The 17,783-nt window shown below is 35.2% G+C and carries 9 protein-coding genes; 1 reads left to right on the top strand and 8 read right to left on the bottom strand.

Annotated features, from left to right (window positions below):
* Positions 1-89: 89 nt before the first annotated feature.
* Complete coding sequence (locus Cop2CBH44_RS06700; RefSeq protein ID WP_200755770.1) at positions 90-2,483, top strand: glycoside hydrolase family 95 protein; 2,394 nt, start codon at positions 90-92, stop codon at positions 2,481-2,483.
* 69 nt (positions 2,484-2,552) lie between these two features.
* On the opposite strand, the gene Cop2CBH44_RS06705 is transcribed toward Cop2CBH44_RS06700, so the two are convergent.
* The 8 genes from Cop2CBH44_RS06705 to Cop2CBH44_RS06740 all read right to left on the bottom strand — a co-directional run bounded on the left by Cop2CBH44_RS06705 (position 2,553) and on the right by Cop2CBH44_RS06740 (position 17,723).
* Positions 2,553-5,156 (bottom strand): hypothetical protein, encoded by a 2,604-nt coding sequence (locus Cop2CBH44_RS06705; protein WP_055096599.1) that lies wholly within the window; start codon positions 5,154-5,156, stop codon positions 2,553-2,555.
* Positions 5,157-5,184: 28 nt separating this feature from the next.
* Positions 5,185-6,918 (bottom strand): hypothetical protein, encoded by a 1,734-nt coding sequence (locus tag Cop2CBH44_RS06710; RefSeq protein WP_074024097.1) that lies wholly within the window; start codon positions 6,916-6,918, stop codon positions 5,185-5,187.
* A 7-nt stretch (positions 6,919-6,925) separates the two neighbouring features.
* Positions 6,926-8,869 carry a heparinase II/III domain-containing protein gene (locus Cop2CBH44_RS06715; protein ID WP_200755771.1) on the bottom strand — a complete coding sequence of 648 codons (1,944 nt, stop codon included), beginning with the start codon at positions 8,867-8,869 and terminating at the stop codon, positions 6,926-6,928.
* Positions 8,870-8,881: 12 nt separating this feature from the next.
* Positions 8,882-10,120, bottom strand: a complete 1,239-nt coding sequence (locus tag Cop2CBH44_RS06720; RefSeq protein WP_021931387.1) for a glycoside hydrolase family 88 protein — start codon at positions 10,118-10,120, stop codon at positions 8,882-8,884.
* 192 nt (positions 10,121-10,312) lie between these two features.
* Positions 10,313-14,278 (bottom strand): hybrid sensor histidine kinase/response regulator transcription factor, encoded by a 3,966-nt coding sequence (locus tag Cop2CBH44_RS06725; protein WP_055097130.1) that lies wholly within the window; start codon positions 14,276-14,278, stop codon positions 10,313-10,315.
* Positions 14,279-14,572: 294 nt separating this feature from the next.
* Positions 14,573-15,571, bottom strand: coding sequence for a hypothetical protein (locus Cop2CBH44_RS06730; protein WP_154668416.1), 999 nt, complete (start codon positions 15,569-15,571; stop codon positions 14,573-14,575).
* A gap of 23 nt (positions 15,572-15,594) precedes the next feature.
* Positions 15,595-16,131 carry a hypothetical protein gene (locus tag Cop2CBH44_RS06735; RefSeq protein WP_021931384.1) on the bottom strand — a complete coding sequence of 179 codons (537 nt, stop codon included), beginning with the start codon at positions 16,129-16,131 and terminating at the stop codon, positions 15,595-15,597.
* 191 nt (positions 16,132-16,322) lie between these two features.
* Positions 16,323-17,723 carry a sialate O-acetylesterase gene (locus Cop2CBH44_RS06740; protein WP_021931383.1) on the bottom strand — a complete coding sequence of 467 codons (1,401 nt, stop codon included), beginning with the start codon at positions 17,721-17,723 and terminating at the stop codon, positions 16,323-16,325.
* Positions 17,724-17,783: the final 60 nt, after the last annotated feature.

Raw genomic sequence — 17,783 nt, forward strand, 5'->3', positions numbered from 1 at the left:
CTATAGATAGCCTTTGAAATTTATTTAAAAATTTTATACTATCTTTATCATGATCCCAACTAATAATTTGTAACATAATGACGACACGCATGAAAAAAATTTCTTTGCTACTTTTCTTATTAACAGGAGCATTCCTATTAGGACAAGCAAAAGAAACATTATCACCTGATCAGACTTTATGGTTTACCTCTCCTGCAGAAAATTGGTCACAACAAGCACTACACATCGGGAATGGATATATGGGAGCATCTTTCTATGGGGGTATAAAAAGAGAATGCTTTGACATTGCCGAAAAAACATTTTGGACAGGAGGCCCCCATTCCTCACCTGATTACAATAATGCAATAGTAACAGGAGGAAAAGATAAAATTAAAGAAATACGAAAACTAATTATCGAAAAAAAATATGCAGAAGCCGATTCTCTTTGCCGTAAACATATGGTAGGAGACTATAGCCATTACGGGTATTTCTCTATGGTCGGAAATCTCTATATTGATTTTCCCGACAATAATCAACCGGTAAAAGAATACGTAAGAGGGCTCGACTTATCTACTTCCAGAGGATTTGTAGAATATACTCAAAATGATATCCATTTTAAACGAGAATATTTCTGCAGTTATCCAGATAAAATTTTGGCTCTCCACTTTACTGCTGACAAAAATAATAAGATAAATTTTAATTTATCTCAATCACTAATTTACCCTTCTGACAAAATAGAAAAAACTAAAGATGGCCTGACCTTTATCGGGACTATAAAAGGTAATGGCCTCAATTATTGTATCCGCATTAAAATATTACAAAAAGGAGGCATAATCAATATCTCAAATCAAGAAATTGAAGTTAAAGAAGCCAATCAGGCCACAATTTTATATACCGTAGATACAGAATACAAACAGGTATATCCTTCATATAAAGGCGAAAATCCACAAAATACGACTCTCGATATTATTAAAAAAGCAACAGCCAAAGGATACGAAAAAATAAAATATACTCACATATCAGATTATCAGTCATTATATAACAGGGTAAAGTTAACCCTTACAGGAGACAAAGCTTCAGAACTTTTATCTACAGACTCCCGTATAAGACAGCTGCAAGAAGGATTTACAGACGATTCATCTCTAAAAACTTTATGGTTCAATCTGAGCCGTTACCTGATTATCAGCGCTTCAAGACCGGGAACATTACCTTCAACTTTACAAGGCGTATGGAATACTTTCGAAAAAGCTCCTTGGAATGGAAATTTTCAAAGTAATATCAATCTACAAGAAATGTATTGGTCTTGCGGTCCTACTCGTCTAAATGAATGTGAAGAAGCATACATCGACTGGATTGTAAATCTCGTAAAACCCGGGCGAATAACCGCCCAAGAATATTACGGGACACAAGGTTGGGTAAGTCATTCCACCGGGAATATATGGGGACATACGGCTCCTGGAGACGATATTCTCTGGGGATTATATCCCTGCGGAGCAGCTTGGCACTGCCGTCATTTATGGGAACATTTTTCCTTTACTTACGACATGGATTACTTAAAAAAAGAGGCTTATCCTGTCATGAAAGAAGCTGCTATATTCTGGCTTGAAAATCTCACTCCATACGAAAAATATTTAATTGTAACCCCTTCAGTATCTGCCGAACATGGAATAGAATTAAAAGATGGAAAACCTATTGAATTTTCATCTGTAAACGGAGAAGAAACAGATAAAAAAGTCTTCACTGTACCTGCATATCAAGATATTGAAATGGTATATGATTTATTTTCCAATGTTATAGATGCAGCCAACATACTCAATATAGACAAAGAATTTAAAGAAAAAATCTCTATTGCAAAAGATAAACTTTATCCTTTAAAAAAAGGAAAATATGGCCAGCTGCAAGAATGGATAATCGATGCTGATAATCCTCGTGACCATCACCGACATATCGCTCATTTATACGCAATGTTTCCTGGAAATATGATTTCATATACTCATACTCCGGAGTGGGCCAACACCGTAAAAAAGTCTTTAGAGATGAGAAATTTCGGAAAACTTGGAAATCGTTGGCCTCACACCGGAGGAAACTGGTCAGCAGCTTGGAGAATGGCTATATGGGCACGACTTCACGATGGCAATACAGCTATTCGAATTTTCAACCAATTAATAAAAGAAAGTGGTTATGAAAATATGATGTCGAATCAATCGGGTAATATGCAAGTAGACGCAACTATGGCTACAGCAGGTCTATTCGCTGAAATGCTATTACAATCACACGACGGATTTATTGATTTATTACCTGCATTACCAACAGAGTGGCCAGAAGGTAAAATTTCAGGGTTAGCTGCTCGAAATGGATATCTGATAGATATAGAATGGACAAATGGTAATCTCACTAAGGCCCAAATTGGCATCCCTTCAAACATGGATAAACCCATAATTAAGGTACAAGGAGTATCAATACAAGATGATGATGCTCGCATCACTTTTACTAATATAGATTAATTCTTTTACCATATTTATTTTAAAGAGATAGCATTTTCACGTTATCTCTTTAAAATATTATTTCCAATTTTATAGAACTGCTTTCTCTACAAAACAAAAACCAATACCAGAAATACGAAGGAGGTATACATTATCTTTGTTCATCTTTACCCGTACAGAATTTCCTTCAAACTGTTGTGTAAAAACATATTTCCCATCCAAAGTATACACTGCTACCCGACCATCTCGGATGTCATCATCAAAATGAATAATAACAGTTTGTCCATCTCGGGTAAAGGTATATGATTTACCATCTGGACAAGAAGTACATGAAGTAGTATTATTCAAACGGTCATTCAATTGAGCCAGATACAAAGAAGGAATACTCTCTATAGGCATATTTTTTGATTCTACAAATCCTAAAAGAAAGTCTGAGACATATTCTGAAGTTACTAATGGACGTCCAGTTATATCCCCAGCCTTACAACCAATAGCATAATTCTGAGAGGTTGGAGGCTTCTGTAATCCTATCACACCTCGAGCTGTTACATCGCAATTCCACAAAACTGATTGTACAGCTGACCATCCGTGTCCTGTTCCCATATCTACACGATTATAAAGTCCTAACACAAAATTCCGAGAAAGATTTTGCTCCCTATAGTTATCATATAATAATCCCTGCGACCACTTACGATGAGATTCGCTAACATCAACAGCCCTATCCGATATGCAATTTAGAAAAACGATACCCGATACCGAAGACGTTCCATTTGAAACATAACTATGACGACCTTTATTAGCATAACAATTTTTAAATAATACTAACTGTGAATTATTTCCAGCATTAAAATTATACCGCCTTTCCCCTGTAATAATAGAAACTGGCTCTATCGCCTGGCAACTATCTACTGTACTCCTTGTTACACACTCTACAGATATGCCAAATAAGCCAAAACCTTTAACTATCACATTTTTCGCCCAACAATAATCCGCACTTTTAAATCTCACCGCCGACCAAGCATGATTTTCATCTTCTCCTCCAGCATTTTCAATGTCTATTCGCAAATTTTCCAAACCTATTTCTGTAAGAATATTACTTCTGTCATATTTATAAATATAAGATTGCGATAAAGATTTATTCAACGTATAATAAATCGGAGCATCTATTACAATTTTATTTCCTTCAATACTGGTTATAAAACGGTTAAATACAATTGGCAACTCTCCCTCTCTCCAACGTTCGTCAGCCATACCGTCTTGAGGAGCTGGAACACCGCCAAAATCAACGGCCTGTAACCATTGACTGGTGCACGGATGGTATATGACTATTTGATCTCCAACCGAATAGGGAGAAGAATCGGTAACTGAAAATTCTCGCGCTCCAACTGGAATAAGTTCATCCGTTATATTTCTTTGTGTTCCAGATATTATATTATTCCACGTATCTTGAGACGGGTATCCTAATATCATCACATTACGCTGATGGGGTATATCTCCTGTTGCATATATAATTGTCGAATTACTCTCATCTGTACCGTTTCCAACACCCCTAAGCACAACACCTGAATATTTCACATATAACGTACCCTTTACTTCATATTTTCCTGCCTGCAATAACAATGCCCCTCTAAAACCATTCACATCAAGATTACGTCTCCCCACCTCATCAATTGCCGCCTGTATATGCGCAGTATTGTCACCTGAAACTGGTGATATCGTTTTCACAACAGGTACTACAGGTATTTTTTTTTCACCATTCCGATATCCAGCGTAACTATAATCGGGCAAATAATATCCTTGTGGATCTGGATTATAGTCCAATTTACCCGACACTCCAATATTTACCAATGTTGAATATCCTGATATAATATCTCCAGAATCTTTTCCAATAACATCATCCCAATTATCCGAAAAACGAAGTCCCCCCAACATCAAGGCATAAAAAGAAGATTGTCGAACTGAGATACCTCGTATTTGTCCCAACATATCTGTTCCTGTAAAATCAAGTTTCAAATCAGGATGCTTGGGTTCTTCCTCATCCAAATCTGGATTAATAAACAAAGATACTGACCTATCCGATGTAAAAAAATTATATTTAAGAACTACCAAAAGGGTCTCCCCAACATCATATTCCGTAGTCTGCTCAATACCAGAATCATAACCACCTAATGCCAATGCAAACTTTCCCAATAATTTTGTTTTGCGTAAAATCAAACGTCCTCTTAAATGATTTCCACTGTAATTTCCATCAAACGAGATAAAATCATTATTATTATCGTCCGGCAGTGAAGATATATCCTCCACCTTCAACATAAACGCTAAATAATAAGGTTGCATTACATACTCATTTCCTGCAGTTAATGAATACACACTCATTCGTCCTCCAGAAGATAATTTTGATAAACGTATTGCGTTTAACGCTAAATTTGAAGGTGGATAATTAGGATAAAAAAGCTTACCAGCTATAACCGGAGAACTCCCTGAGCGGAAATATTGTATATCATCCCTACCAGTCAAATTCCACTGATTCGCCTTTATAGGATTCGTTCCATCTTGGACAACCGAATTATATTCTCCTTGTTCTATTTCACTTCCAAGACTCAATCCATCAAAAAAATCTGTCTTTATAATCTGGGCCCGAATTATCCCAATCGTCAGACAACAGTACCCTATTATAATTAACAGTTTCTTCATAATTGTATTTTTTTACTCCATTTATTCACTACTTTTCTAAAACGACATCATTGATTGCATTATCTCCTAAACGATCTTTTAATTGGGTATAATACAAATACTGTGGAAGCATCTGTTTTCCTGAATATTCGATATGACCATTCCCAACTATAGGAATTCCCATATATTGCATATTACTTCCCGATGCTTTATTTATCTGATTGATACGAGATTGGATACTTTTATCTTTCGACCACATATCTTTCAAACCCACACTACCTATGCTGAAATTCTGGGCTGTAGGAGGACTCATTACAATAATAATCGGAGATTGGCAATTCCAAACAACCATTTGTGCCCCTGACCAACCATGTCCAGTTCCGAAAAATCCCCTATTCCCAATATTTATACAAGCCTCCGGACCTGAAACGGAACAATTATCATAGAGACACCCCGTAGCCCACCGCTGGTGAGGCTCACTAAATGAATGACAAAGTTCAGCTTTATTATCAACAAAGGCATTAGGTCCTGCTACAGTAGCTCCCAATACAAAATCATGACGTCCATTACGTGCATAACACCGTTGTACCAGCATCATTTGACCCTGTATATGATAAGCGTAACGCCGTCCCCCAGTAATTACAGAAACCGGATCAAGATATTCGCAATCCTCAACAGTAATAAAACGGCTCCAAATTGTAGACTTAAATCCATTATCAATATATTTAGATGTCAACTTTTTAACCCACACATTTTCACATGCACCAAAAACGACAAATTGAGATACATGCTTTTCGTCCGAATAATATTCATCCATCGAAGGAGTAAGACATACCTCATTTTTATCGAAAATACATTCCCCTCTCAAATTCTCTATTCCAATATTCTGTGGTCGATTTTTAAAAGAATATTTATAAATATATCCACCTCCATATTCTTTTTGCAACGCATTAGTCAATGGTATATCCAAAGTTATCCGATTTCCATCTACCTTGACAATTGTCCGTTCAAAGCGCAAATTTTTACTTCCTGGTTTCCACTGAATTGTCGTATTATAGAATTTCTTATCTTCACTCAGGCATCCTTCATCTGCATACTTTTTTAATTTTTCAGCAGTAGGATTAGAAATACGACTCCAAGAGTCAGGAATACGATCCATACCTATAGCTCGTATCCACTCCGCTGTACTTGGACGTTCAATAATAACTGCATCCCCAGACCGGAATATAGAAGCATCTTCCACCGTTATTTCCCGTGTCCCCGACGGGATATAATCATCTGTTATAATCTGTAAAGAAGACTTATTTTGTACAGGCTTATCAGTAGTTCCAATATAAAACATATTATATTTCACCGCACTAGTTCCAACCAGTACCGTTCCATCTTCTCCATTCCCCTCTCCCCTCAAAACGATACCTGAGTAGGGAATTTTTATCGAATTTTGAATGTTATATCTTCCCTTCTTCAATAATATAGTGCCCCTGAATCCCTTCGAGTCAGGTTTTTCCTTTGCCAATTTTTGAATAGCAGCCTGTATGCGTTTAGAATCATCCGTGGAGAAATCTCCCGGAACTATCTCTATTTTTACCGGAATATCTGGAATTCTTACTCCTCCGGCTTTATATCCACAATAAGAAAAATCAGGTATAATATCTCCTTTATCATTATACGGGACATATACCAATTTTCCATCTACCCCGGGATATACAAGTTTACTATAATTCTGTGCACAAACAGTAATTATAAAACATGCTGAAATCAGTGATATAACAAAAAACCTCATAGCTACATTATTTTTTAGATATAGTATAAGTATACGTCCCTGATAACATTGGTTGTATACTTTTAAGTATGACACGATATATCGTTTTTCCCCATACTGTCGACAACTTCGTATCATCCAAAGTTATTATTTCAACTGTCGGTTCAAACTGTCTTGCTCCATATTGTAAAAACACTTTTCCATCCGCATTATCAAACATTATTTTTCCCGGTGAAACAATTTGAGGAAATGTAGGAAGCATAAAAATAACTTCATTATTCAATAAAATTTCATTCAATACAAACGAATCTATAATTCTTAGTTTATCTTTCTCTAACCGATAAGAACGCTCCCATTTTTTCAATTGAGCTTCATCCGGATATGCAGAGGCAATATCAACCGAGAAAAACTTCTTCTTTTCATTAAATATCAATTTACCAGCTCTATATTCTTTCCCATCTTTCTGAACTATCCCATTTACAATCGGCAAATTATGATAATCACTACGCATAGTCCATATTGTATAACGCTCAGGTCCAAAAGTCTGTCGAGTATACGTTCCTACTCCAGCATCTATTATTACAGGCTTACTATCTATATATAAAACAAAGCTTCCAACATCATTATGATTATGACTTTCTCCATTATTTCCACCCTTTGCTGCAAAAAAATAACCAGCATTATTACTCATAAGGCACATTTCCGATTGAGGGTAAGCTACATAAGGTTTAAAACGATGTTCTGGCTTGCATACCAGCAACTCTCCACGTACATTCATAGCACGCAACCCCTTAAATATATCTGCACATTGACGTTTATTCGATTTAAAAGGATAAATATCAGGATTATACAGCAATGCTGCTAAATGTACCATCTCCAAACTATTCACTGCTTTACCGAATCGGTACCACAAATAAAAATCCTCAGCAGACTTTGCCGAAGCATCTGAAAAATTAACAGTCCATTTATTACCGGCGTAAGTATTAGAAATATATTCTCCCAAATTTTTAATGATAGGCTCACTAAAAATCGATATTTTTCCTCCAGTTGCCAAACTTAACAAATCAAGATAATCAAACATCTTTCCAGCAGCAACTCCCCAATAAGATGGGCCCTCTGCACAAGCACCGTCTTCATGATTGAAATTGATAAATTGATCAACCGACTGCATCGACTGCCAAACTGCTGCGGCCAATTTATCCTTATCATCTTCAACTAATAAAAAACATTGCAAAACATTACTATTACACCATGTATTCCAATTATTTACCATCCGAGGTACACGTCCCAAAGCCATCCACCCTATCATAGAAGGATTAGCCATATAAGGGTCTAAAACACGTCTCGTTATCTCCGCACGAAGATAATCGGATATTACCGGATTTACCTTATCAAACTCTTTGTGCAAAAAATAGTACGTCCAAGAAAGAAAAGCCCCTACATCGGCAACTTGTAAGTCAATTATATTTTCTTTGTAATACGGTAACACTTTATCAAACTTCTGCATATTCAGATGTGCAGAAACAGCCCAAGAAGCCATCTGGCAATATTGGTAAACACCATTGATAATCTGGTCGATAAAACGACCTTTTCCTTCTGCTAATTCAGCTATAACCAATTTAGAAAGAGCATCGTTATTTTCACCGTAAGGTGTCTGCATAGCATCCCTTGAACCTGAACGCTGATATTCTAAATAATCAGTTGCCAAAATTATCTGCCACTTATAATCAAGACACTCTTCCCCCTGACCAATACAATATTCTTTCTTGTCTCCCAAAAAATTATCCCAACCGTCTCTATCGTCATAATCAGGACAAGGAACCCAGCTATAATCGACTATAAGTACTTTTTTTAAAGAATCAACACTAACACCAGCCTTTTGCAATAAGTTCCGTTGTGTAAAACCAAATACAGGAAACTGTAAAGCTAAACACCATACTAACAATATTAATTTAATACTTATGTTTTTCATTCTTTCAACCTTTTACATTACAGGTTCACCTTTTACAATACGATTATATCTTACCAAAGCCTCAAGAAAATAATAGTCAGCATATACCAACGGTACATCAATCTCTGTACCTCTTGGATAATCCCCTACAGAATGATCAAGAACAAAATTATGACGATTTCCATTATTTCTATAATTTGACTGCAAAACCGCAAGCATTTGCTCCGCTATTCTAAAATACCGATTATCTTTATCTTTTACATATTGGCTTAACTCTAACAGCCCACTAGCCACAACAGCCGCAGCAGAGACATCTCGAAGAATTTCTTTATACTCTTGAGGATTATAACCCCATGGAGATTTACATTTAAGGTCACTAGCCTTAAAATCCCAATATGGTATAAAGTCTTCAGGTAAATCAGAATTATTGATATAGAAATCTGCTAACTTTCTTGCAACTTTAAGATATTTATCATCTTGTGTCTCACGATAAACCATAGTAAAACCATAAATAGCCCACCCTTGTCCTCTAGCCCAAGTTGAATTATCAGCCAATCCTTGCCGAGTTCCCCGATCTGTCATTTTTCCTGTAAGAGTATCATAATTAACGACATGATAACTACTATAATCTTTTCGAATATGATATTTTAAAGTCTTATCGGCATGACTAATTGCTATTTTTCTATATTTGTCGTTTCCTCCCATTTTGGATGCAAAAAATAAAAGCTCAAGATTCATCATATTATCTATTATTACAGGACAGTACCAAGGTGTACCGCTATACGAGCGGCTAAAGTCCCAAGACTTTATAACTCCTGCCATAGGAATAAAACGTGTAGAAAGAGATTCTGCACTATTCAGCAATATCTTTTTATAACTTTCATTTGCTGTAAGACGATACCCATTACCAAAACTACAATAAGCCATAAATCCTAAATCATGATGTTTTGTATAATATTGTATTGGTTCCAATCTTTTCGAATATAGTTCAGCCTGTTGCCTCCAATACTCATCTTGCGTGTATTCATACAAATACCAAAGACTTCCAGGGAAAAAGCCGCTCGTCCAGTCAAAAACATCTACACAACTCATTTTACCATCAGGCGTTATACTCCGAGGCATATTTTCAGTTGTATCCAAAGACTGGACCAATGCTCTCATACGCATCTCGGCAAAATCGAAACTCTCATCTACTAAACTTTTAGACCGACAGTCAACAACACATAACAAAAAGGAAACTAAAATTGCAATATCCAATAATACACGATACATAACTAAATTCTATTTATTGTTGATAAAGCAAAAGTAATTTTGACCGTCTCTATAAACTGGAAATATTGTCCAAAATTTTTGATAAAATTCGATAAATAAACAAGAAGCTCCATAAACTATTGCAATCCTTTTTTGTAAACAGGAAAGCAATATCATGGACTATATTCTCTATTCTATCGTTTCCTCAACGTACTATTCATTCTGCACTTTATTGCTTTTTCGATAATCTGCCGGAGCATAACCAAACAAATCTTTAAAGCATTTATTAAAATAACGAGGACTACTGAAATTCAAAGTATAAGCTACATCACTTATTTTCAGTTCCGGATTATTCAACAACATTTCTGCTGCTTTTTTCAAACGTATATTGGATATAAAATTGTTAGGAGTCAAGCCAGTTACCCCTTTCAATTTATTAAAGAGTGAAGAACGGCTCAAATTCATTTCCATAGCAAAAATATTCACATCGAACTCATTCTTATCCAGATTGGCCTCCACAATTTTAGTTGCTTTTTCAACAAAGTCTTTATCCGCTGCATTCGTCGCAACTTGTTGCTGATGAATAAGATCTGGTTGCTGAACAAATTTAGACTGTAATATCCTATGTGAATTTACCAAATTATTACATCTTAATACCAATAATTTCACATTAAAAGGTTTAGAAATATAATCATCTGCACCAATACGAAGCCCTTCAAACTTATGTTCAAGTGCAGTCTTGGCAGTAAGTAATATAACCGGAATGTGGCATGTATCAAAGTTATTCTTTATCTTGGAACACAACTCTATTCCCGACATACGAGGCATCATAATATCACTGATAACAACATCTGGTAAAAAAGACCGAACTTTCTCTAATCCAATTATTCCATCCTCAGCAACCTCAACATCATATATAGCTGAAAAAATTTCTTTTAAAAAATTCCGCAAGTCTTCATTATCCTCTACAATTAACAATTTATCTTTTTCTCCACTTAAATTTTGTTGTGGTAACTCTGAAACATCTTCCACAGGTAAACTATTTTTATAATCACTTATATCTACTTTTTTCTCAAGGCGCATAGTACCTTCTGGAAAATGTGTATCACCTTTTTTTAATATGACACTAAATACTGTTCCTTTGCCCACTTCACTCTTCACTTGAATCTGTCCCGAATGCAACTCAATAATACCTTTTGTCAAAGCCAATCCAATGCCAGTACCTGGAACATTATCCGTTAAATCCGCCTGATAAAAACGGTCAAATATATGGTCTATTTTATCAGGTAAAATTCCCTGTCCATTATCAGATATGGAAAATATAACTTCCGATTCATTTTCTTCAAGTGAAATCACGACATTACCACCCGGAGGTGTAAATTTGAACGCATTTGACAATAAATTATTTATAACCTTCTGCATTTGCTCTACATCAATCCAAAGATTTATCTCATCTGAACTTCGACAGAACTTGAAAGAAATATTATTATTTTGAGCATATTCATAAAATGTAAGAAATGTCTCCTTCAAAAATTCCACAAAATTTACTTCCGATATTTTTAACTTCAAATGCCCTTGTTCCTGTTTGCGAAAATCAAGCAACTCATTAATTAGTCCACTCAAATTTGATGCATTTTTATGTATATTGATAATTTTATTATATACAGAAGGATGTATATTTTGAGAATGAAGTAGACTTTCAGCCTGTCCTATAATTAAAGTTATCGGAGTACGTATTTCATGTGAGATATTAGTAAAAAAACGTAATTTTGACTGAGTCAATTCTTCCGTTTTTTCCTTCTCTTTCTTTTCAAATTCCAAAGATTTTTTCAAATAAAAACGCATCTTGTCTTGACGGATATACCAATAAATAAGTCCTAAAGCAACAAGGACATAGAAAAAATAGGCATACCAAGTATTGTAAAACGGAGGAATAATGTCAATAAACAAAGTTTTCGTTATCTCCGGAAAATTTTTAAGACGAAGTTCTAATTCATACTTTCCTGGATTCAAATTAGTATAAGTCAGCATCCGTCCAAACCGGGCAGTCATCCAGTCAGATTCAAAACCCTTCAAACGGTACTCAATTTCCTCTTGGCTGGGATAAATATAATTATCAGTAGAAAACGCTACAGAAAAAACTGAATATCCAGGCTTAATTTTTATTTCAGAAGTATAAGGCAAAGCTTGACTAAGAATTCCTGTTTTATCGCCTTGCTTTACCTCCATATTATTAACATACAATTTCGAGAACTGAATATCAAAAGGCTTCTGCTGATAGTTAAAATCTGTTTCTTCCAGAATTACCATACCATTGATACCCCCAACAAAAATATCTCCTTCTCGCGATACATATAGGCTTTTATCATTAATTGTTGTCAATGGGAATCCATTATTAAATGGATAATTAACTACTAAAAACTTATTTTGTACCTCACATATCGATAATCCGTTTCCTGTACCTACTAAAATTTTTCCAGACTTTGATTGAGCTAACGCTACTATGGTATTATCTATCAAACGACTATTTTCTTTAGAAAAAACCTTAAAATCATTACTTTCCGGTAAAAAAAGATTGAGCCCATACCCGTTTGTTCCTATCCAGATACGCTGTTTGTCATCCTCAAGAATACAATTGATATTATTAGAACTCAAGTTATTCTGAACACCAGGTTTATGTTTATATGAAGTTATATTTCCACTTTCAGTATCATAACAAAACAAACCCTCATTCTCAGTTCCTATCCATAATCGTTTTCGAGAATCAACAAGCATTGTAGTTACCAAACTACTAATTTCTTGAAAAAACTTCATTGAAGTCCCATCTTGTGGGTCATAAAGCATAACTCCAGCTGTCGAACCTACCAACAATTTACCCTTATAAGGGACTAAAGCCAAAATATGCTGTCCAAAAAAATGAGAAATATCACTTGATGAACTTTCTATAATTTCAGTCTTACGTGTGTCTATATAAAATTTGACAATATATTCCAAATGGGTTCCCAGCCAAAGACAATGCCGGTTCGCATCATAATAAACAGATTTGAAATTATTTCCCGGTAAATGATAAGAGGTAAATTGTTCCGTATGTGGATTAAAGGACGTTACATAACCTCCACCTTCCGTACAAATCCATATCAACCCGTTTTTATCTTCGATAAAATTTCCAATTACCGGATACGGTAGTCCACCCTTTTCTGGTGGATAAAAGCGAAAATTCTGACTTTCCGGATTGAAATAATTCACTCCTCCAAAGAAGGTCCCTATCCATATCGTGCCCTGTCTATCTTTATACAAATGAACAACAGAATTAGAAGTCAAGCTTCCTGTATTTTCAGTAGAATGCACATAAGTCTTAAACTCCGATGTGTTAATATCCAACCGGCAAAGTCCAAATTGAGAACCTATCCATATATTGCCCAAATTATCTTCACATATAGCTCGAACAAAATCACTGACAATAGATTTATTATCCTTTGGGTTATGCCGGAAAATAGTTACATCCCCTGTAGGAGCAAGTTTTATTAGTCCTCGATTATTTGTACATACCCACATATTTTTATTCTTATCCCGGTACATTGCCCGAACCTGAGAATCTGTAAAAAAAGAACGTAATGTATACTTATCGTCTAATGCTAACAATCCTCGGTTCGTACCCATCCAACAAACTCCATCTTCAGATTCCAAAATACAATTGAAAGACGTGTTTTTTATCTCTCGCACCAAAACCATTTCATCTTTTCCAGGAGAATAACAATACAAACTATTACGTACTCCTATCCATATACCATTTCTTCCCTTACCTAACGCTCCATTACCAATTTTCAATAAATCCTTAAACACTTCTTTCCTCATATCAAACTTAATCACAGCCCCTTGTGTCTGAAGATAAAGGTTACCTTCCCCATCCCCAGTAATAGCTCGAATATTGGCTTTTGTAAGAGAAGTTGTATCTCCCAAGATCGGCTTAAACACTTTTACCTCGTTACCGTCAAAACGATTTAAGCCATCCTTTGTGCCAAACCACATCATCCCCAATTCATCCTGATAACTACACGTAACAGTTACCTGAGAGAGTCCAGACTCCACATTCAAACTCTCAAAAGTATAATTCTGTCCATAAACACAAACAAAAAAGAAAAGAAAATTTAATACAACAAATCCTATACGTATTCTCATGGTTTCTCTATTTATCAATTACCTTTATAATAACAACGGACAAATCAGCTATTTCTTGGCAAACACATCCTCCTTTTTTTGATAATAAAATGTAAATAAAATATATAAATTCATATTTACAAGCCTATACTGCTATCCAATTACAAAAATATAAGTTGAATAACAAATTCCGAAAAAGTAAGATATAAAAAATAATACTCTTTACTTCTCCGGAATTTTCTTAAAAACAATAATTATTCTTACTGCTAACAATAACTAGCATCCACTTTCCTCAAACTCTATAAGCAATACCAGTTATCGAACCATTACTTTTGCTACTCCTGCACTTGTTTTTACAAAATATATACCTTTCTCTATGGAAATTACAACAGAACCAGAAAATGTGCCTTCACAAACTAATTTTCCAGACAAATCACACACTATATATTTATCGCCCACAACAGCTTTGTCAATATATATCTTACCATCTACAGCATAAGCAATAATCTTATTATCTGAAACTCCATTCGAAACAGATGATATTTCTGAATAGGGTGTAATCACCACATCATCAAAACGGAAATCTCTTGTCGTTCCCGTTTTCGTAACAGCAAATTGGATATACACCTCACCTTCCTCATTCACAGGAATTTCAACTTTTTTCCATTCTCCAACTTCAGGAAATTCATAAGTAGCAGCATCTTCCGACATTAAAGGAACCCACCCTGTATTCCCATCTTTTGATTTTTTGATTTGAAATGTCGACAATTTTTTTGAATTATTCAAATTATCCTGAGTTATATAGAATGTCAAAATTCCAGCACTCGGTACAGTAAATGTCCAATACGACGCATTTGCATTATTGCTGGTACGACAACTTCTGTTGCCAACCTGTTCCCCATGATTGGCATCACCATCAAGATAAAAACTTCCTGCAACACCAGAACCTTCTTCAGTAAATCCTTCTATAAAACTATCCGACTTAACAAAAACAACTGTATAAGTTTGTATATCCTCACCTTTAGTAACAACAACAGTTGCCGTACGTTCAGTCTCTGTTCCTATAATAGACTTTGCTTGCGTTACTTGGGTTCCACAATCTTCAGCAGGAGTAGCTTCTACTTTTGGGACCACCATTTGTGTTACCGGCAAGATAACCTCATAATAAGTCTTAGCCGGGTCAAAACCTACCACACTATTCAATTTTAATGATGTATCTTCACTAAAACGAATACCCAATTTTGTTAATGTCTGAGCATTACTTGTTACAGTTAGTAAAAAAACAGACAAAACTAATACGTATAACTTTTTCATTTCTTTAGATTTAAAATTAAACATTATTTCTTTGTCAAAGTAATATCATCGATAAGAAGCTTATCTGCAGCATTCAAACAAATAAAGAGCTGATATATATCGGCTTCCTTAATATCAAAATCCAATGTATATGCCTCCCATTTTTTATTATTGATTATTTCTATTTTAGGAGTACCCACCACATTTACATCATTAGTATGGCTACCGGCTGCTTCATCTTTCTTTGTAAAAGAAACAAAACGCACTTCACCTCTGCCCTTCACATATAGAGTCAACGAATATTTTCCCTCTTCAAGTTTCACTGGAAAAGAAAAGAAGCGACGATTATCATGCTCTCTTTGTGGCTCAAAATCTATTTGTAAAGCATACTTTCCAGAATGAGCATTTTTTGATTGTGAATACAATCCAGCTTCAATATCATTATAATATGCTCCCCAACGAACAGGCATAGCTGCACCATTTTTCCACTCTTCCATTCCTCCATTTCTTAATTCAACTTTCTGAGCAAATACGCTTACAGAAAAAACAGCGAATAATATCGCAAACATTTTCTTTTTCATGATTTTCCATTTTTAGTTAAGAACTACATAACAAAGGAAACCTGTTTCAACACCAATTAATAGCCAAAATCGTCTAAATAATTTGATACAAAAGTGTAATTAAATTTTATCTGATATCTTGCTCACAACAAATTATAAAATATTGTATGTCATACTCCATTTACAAAAAAATAAATAAGAGTCTTCCACCTTTACTCTGTCCAATCATCAGTTCTAAAAGAAGAAACAGGCAGCCCTTGAGTGCTAAAAATCTCTCCCGGAGCATATTCATCAAAAGCATATCTTACAGCTACCGGTTCAAGTACATCGTGGGCTGATACCCGCATTGTATTTTCAAAAAAACTGACATTAGCTTTATACCATTTCTTATTTTTTCCAGCAATATAGACTCCTTTTACCTCCCCATTCTTAGCTATCAATCCATTGGGAGCATCATTAAAAGATATAATAGCAACATTCCCTTCGACTTTCATTCCTTTCACTGTCGGACTTTTGTATTTAAAGCCTTTTATTCCATAAGTTTCGGCCAATGCCCAATATGCCAATCTCTCACCGACTTCTTGTTTCTTATCTGGATGTATACAATCGGGACTATCTGCATCCATTGTCACTACCATACCTGTATTAGGGACAATACTCATACATTTTCCTTGTGCTTCTCTAAAAAAAGCCTGATTTTTAGAATGTTTATAAGGAGCTATCTGACAATAATAAAATGGAAATTCTCCCACTCCCCATTGCATTCTCCACTCTCTAACCATAGACTTAAACAAATCTATATACAAATTAGGAATAGCCACATCAGTTTCTCCTTGATACCATATCGTACCTCTTATTCCATATCCGATAAGAGGATGAAGCATAGCATTATATAATACAGTAGGACTATGAACCGGCTTCTTTATCTCAGCCTTACTTTTTGCTGGATAAATATCAAACCCTGCTAAATTCTCTTTGCTCATCCATGCCTTAATCGAAGACCCTCCCCATGTTGTAATAAGCAGCCCTACCGGAACATCTTCCACTTGATTAAGCAATCGCCCAAAATAATAAGCAACAGCACTGGTACGAGCGATAGACTCAGGAGAAGCTTCTTCCCATATCCCCGTACAATCATCTAATGGAGATAAATCATAATTCCTCTGTACAGTAAATACTCGTATATTTTTATTTTTCGCTCTAACTATTGCATCTTGAGAATTTCGAACAGGTTGTAAAGAAAAGCCCCTCATTGGCATCTCCATATTAGACTGTCCAGAACACAACCAAACTTCACCTATAAGGACATTATTCAAGACTTTTTCTTTCCCATCACTGATTTTAATAGTATAAGGTCCCCCTGCATCCGGAGTTTGCACTTTAAGTTTCCATTTTCCATTCTCATCTGCAAGAACTGTATAAGATTTTCCATTCCATGACGTTTTCACTACTACACGTTTTTGAGGTGACGCCCACCCCCAAATAGCAGCATGCGAACGTTGTTGTAAAACCATATTATCTCCAAATATAGTCGGCATCTTTATTTCCGCCATCCCGTTTAAACCAAAGCATAAACAAACCGATAATAGCGTTATAAAATAAATATATTTCATACGTGTATGTTTTTATTTCTTAAAAAATTCCTCTATTACAATTTAAGACTAACAAACGTA

Source organism: Coprobacter secundus subsp. similis (assembly GCF_015097275.1).
Classification (GTDB): domain Bacteria; phylum Bacteroidota; class Bacteroidia; order Bacteroidales; family Coprobacteraceae; genus Coprobacter; species Coprobacter secundus.

Excerpts from the sequence above, each read along its gene's own strand:
- Cop2CBH44_RS06715 (WP_200755771.1), bottom strand. The coding sequence starts at position 8,869 with ATGAAAAACATAAGTATTAAATTAATATTGTTAGTATGGTGTTTAGCT.
- Cop2CBH44_RS06705 (WP_055096599.1), bottom strand. The coding sequence starts at position 5,156 with ATGAAGAAACTGTTAATTATAATAGGGTACTGTTGTCTGACGATTGGG.
- Cop2CBH44_RS06720 (WP_021931387.1), bottom strand. The coding sequence starts at position 10,120 with ATGTATCGTGTATTATTGGATATTGCAATTTTAGTTTCCTTTTTGTTA.
- Cop2CBH44_RS06740 (WP_021931383.1), bottom strand. The coding sequence starts at position 17,723 with ATGAAATATATTTATTTTATAACGCTATTATCGGTTTGTTTATGCTTT.
- Cop2CBH44_RS06700 (WP_200755770.1), top strand. The coding sequence starts at position 90 with ATGAAAAAAATTTCTTTGCTACTTTTCTTATTAACAGGAGCATTCCTA.
- Cop2CBH44_RS06725 (WP_055097130.1), bottom strand. The coding sequence starts at position 14,278 with ATGAGAATACGTATAGGATTTGTTGTATTAAATTTTCTTTTCTTTTTT.
- Cop2CBH44_RS06735 (WP_021931384.1), bottom strand. The coding sequence starts at position 16,131 with ATGAAAAAGAAAATGTTTGCGATATTATTCGCTGTTTTTTCTGTAAGC.
- Cop2CBH44_RS06710 (WP_074024097.1), bottom strand. The coding sequence starts at position 6,918 with ATGAGGTTTTTTGTTATATCACTGATTTCAGCATGTTTTATAATTACT.
- Cop2CBH44_RS06730 (WP_154668416.1), bottom strand. The coding sequence starts at position 15,571 with ATGAAAAAGTTATACGTATTAGTTTTGTCTGTTTTTTTACTAACTGTA.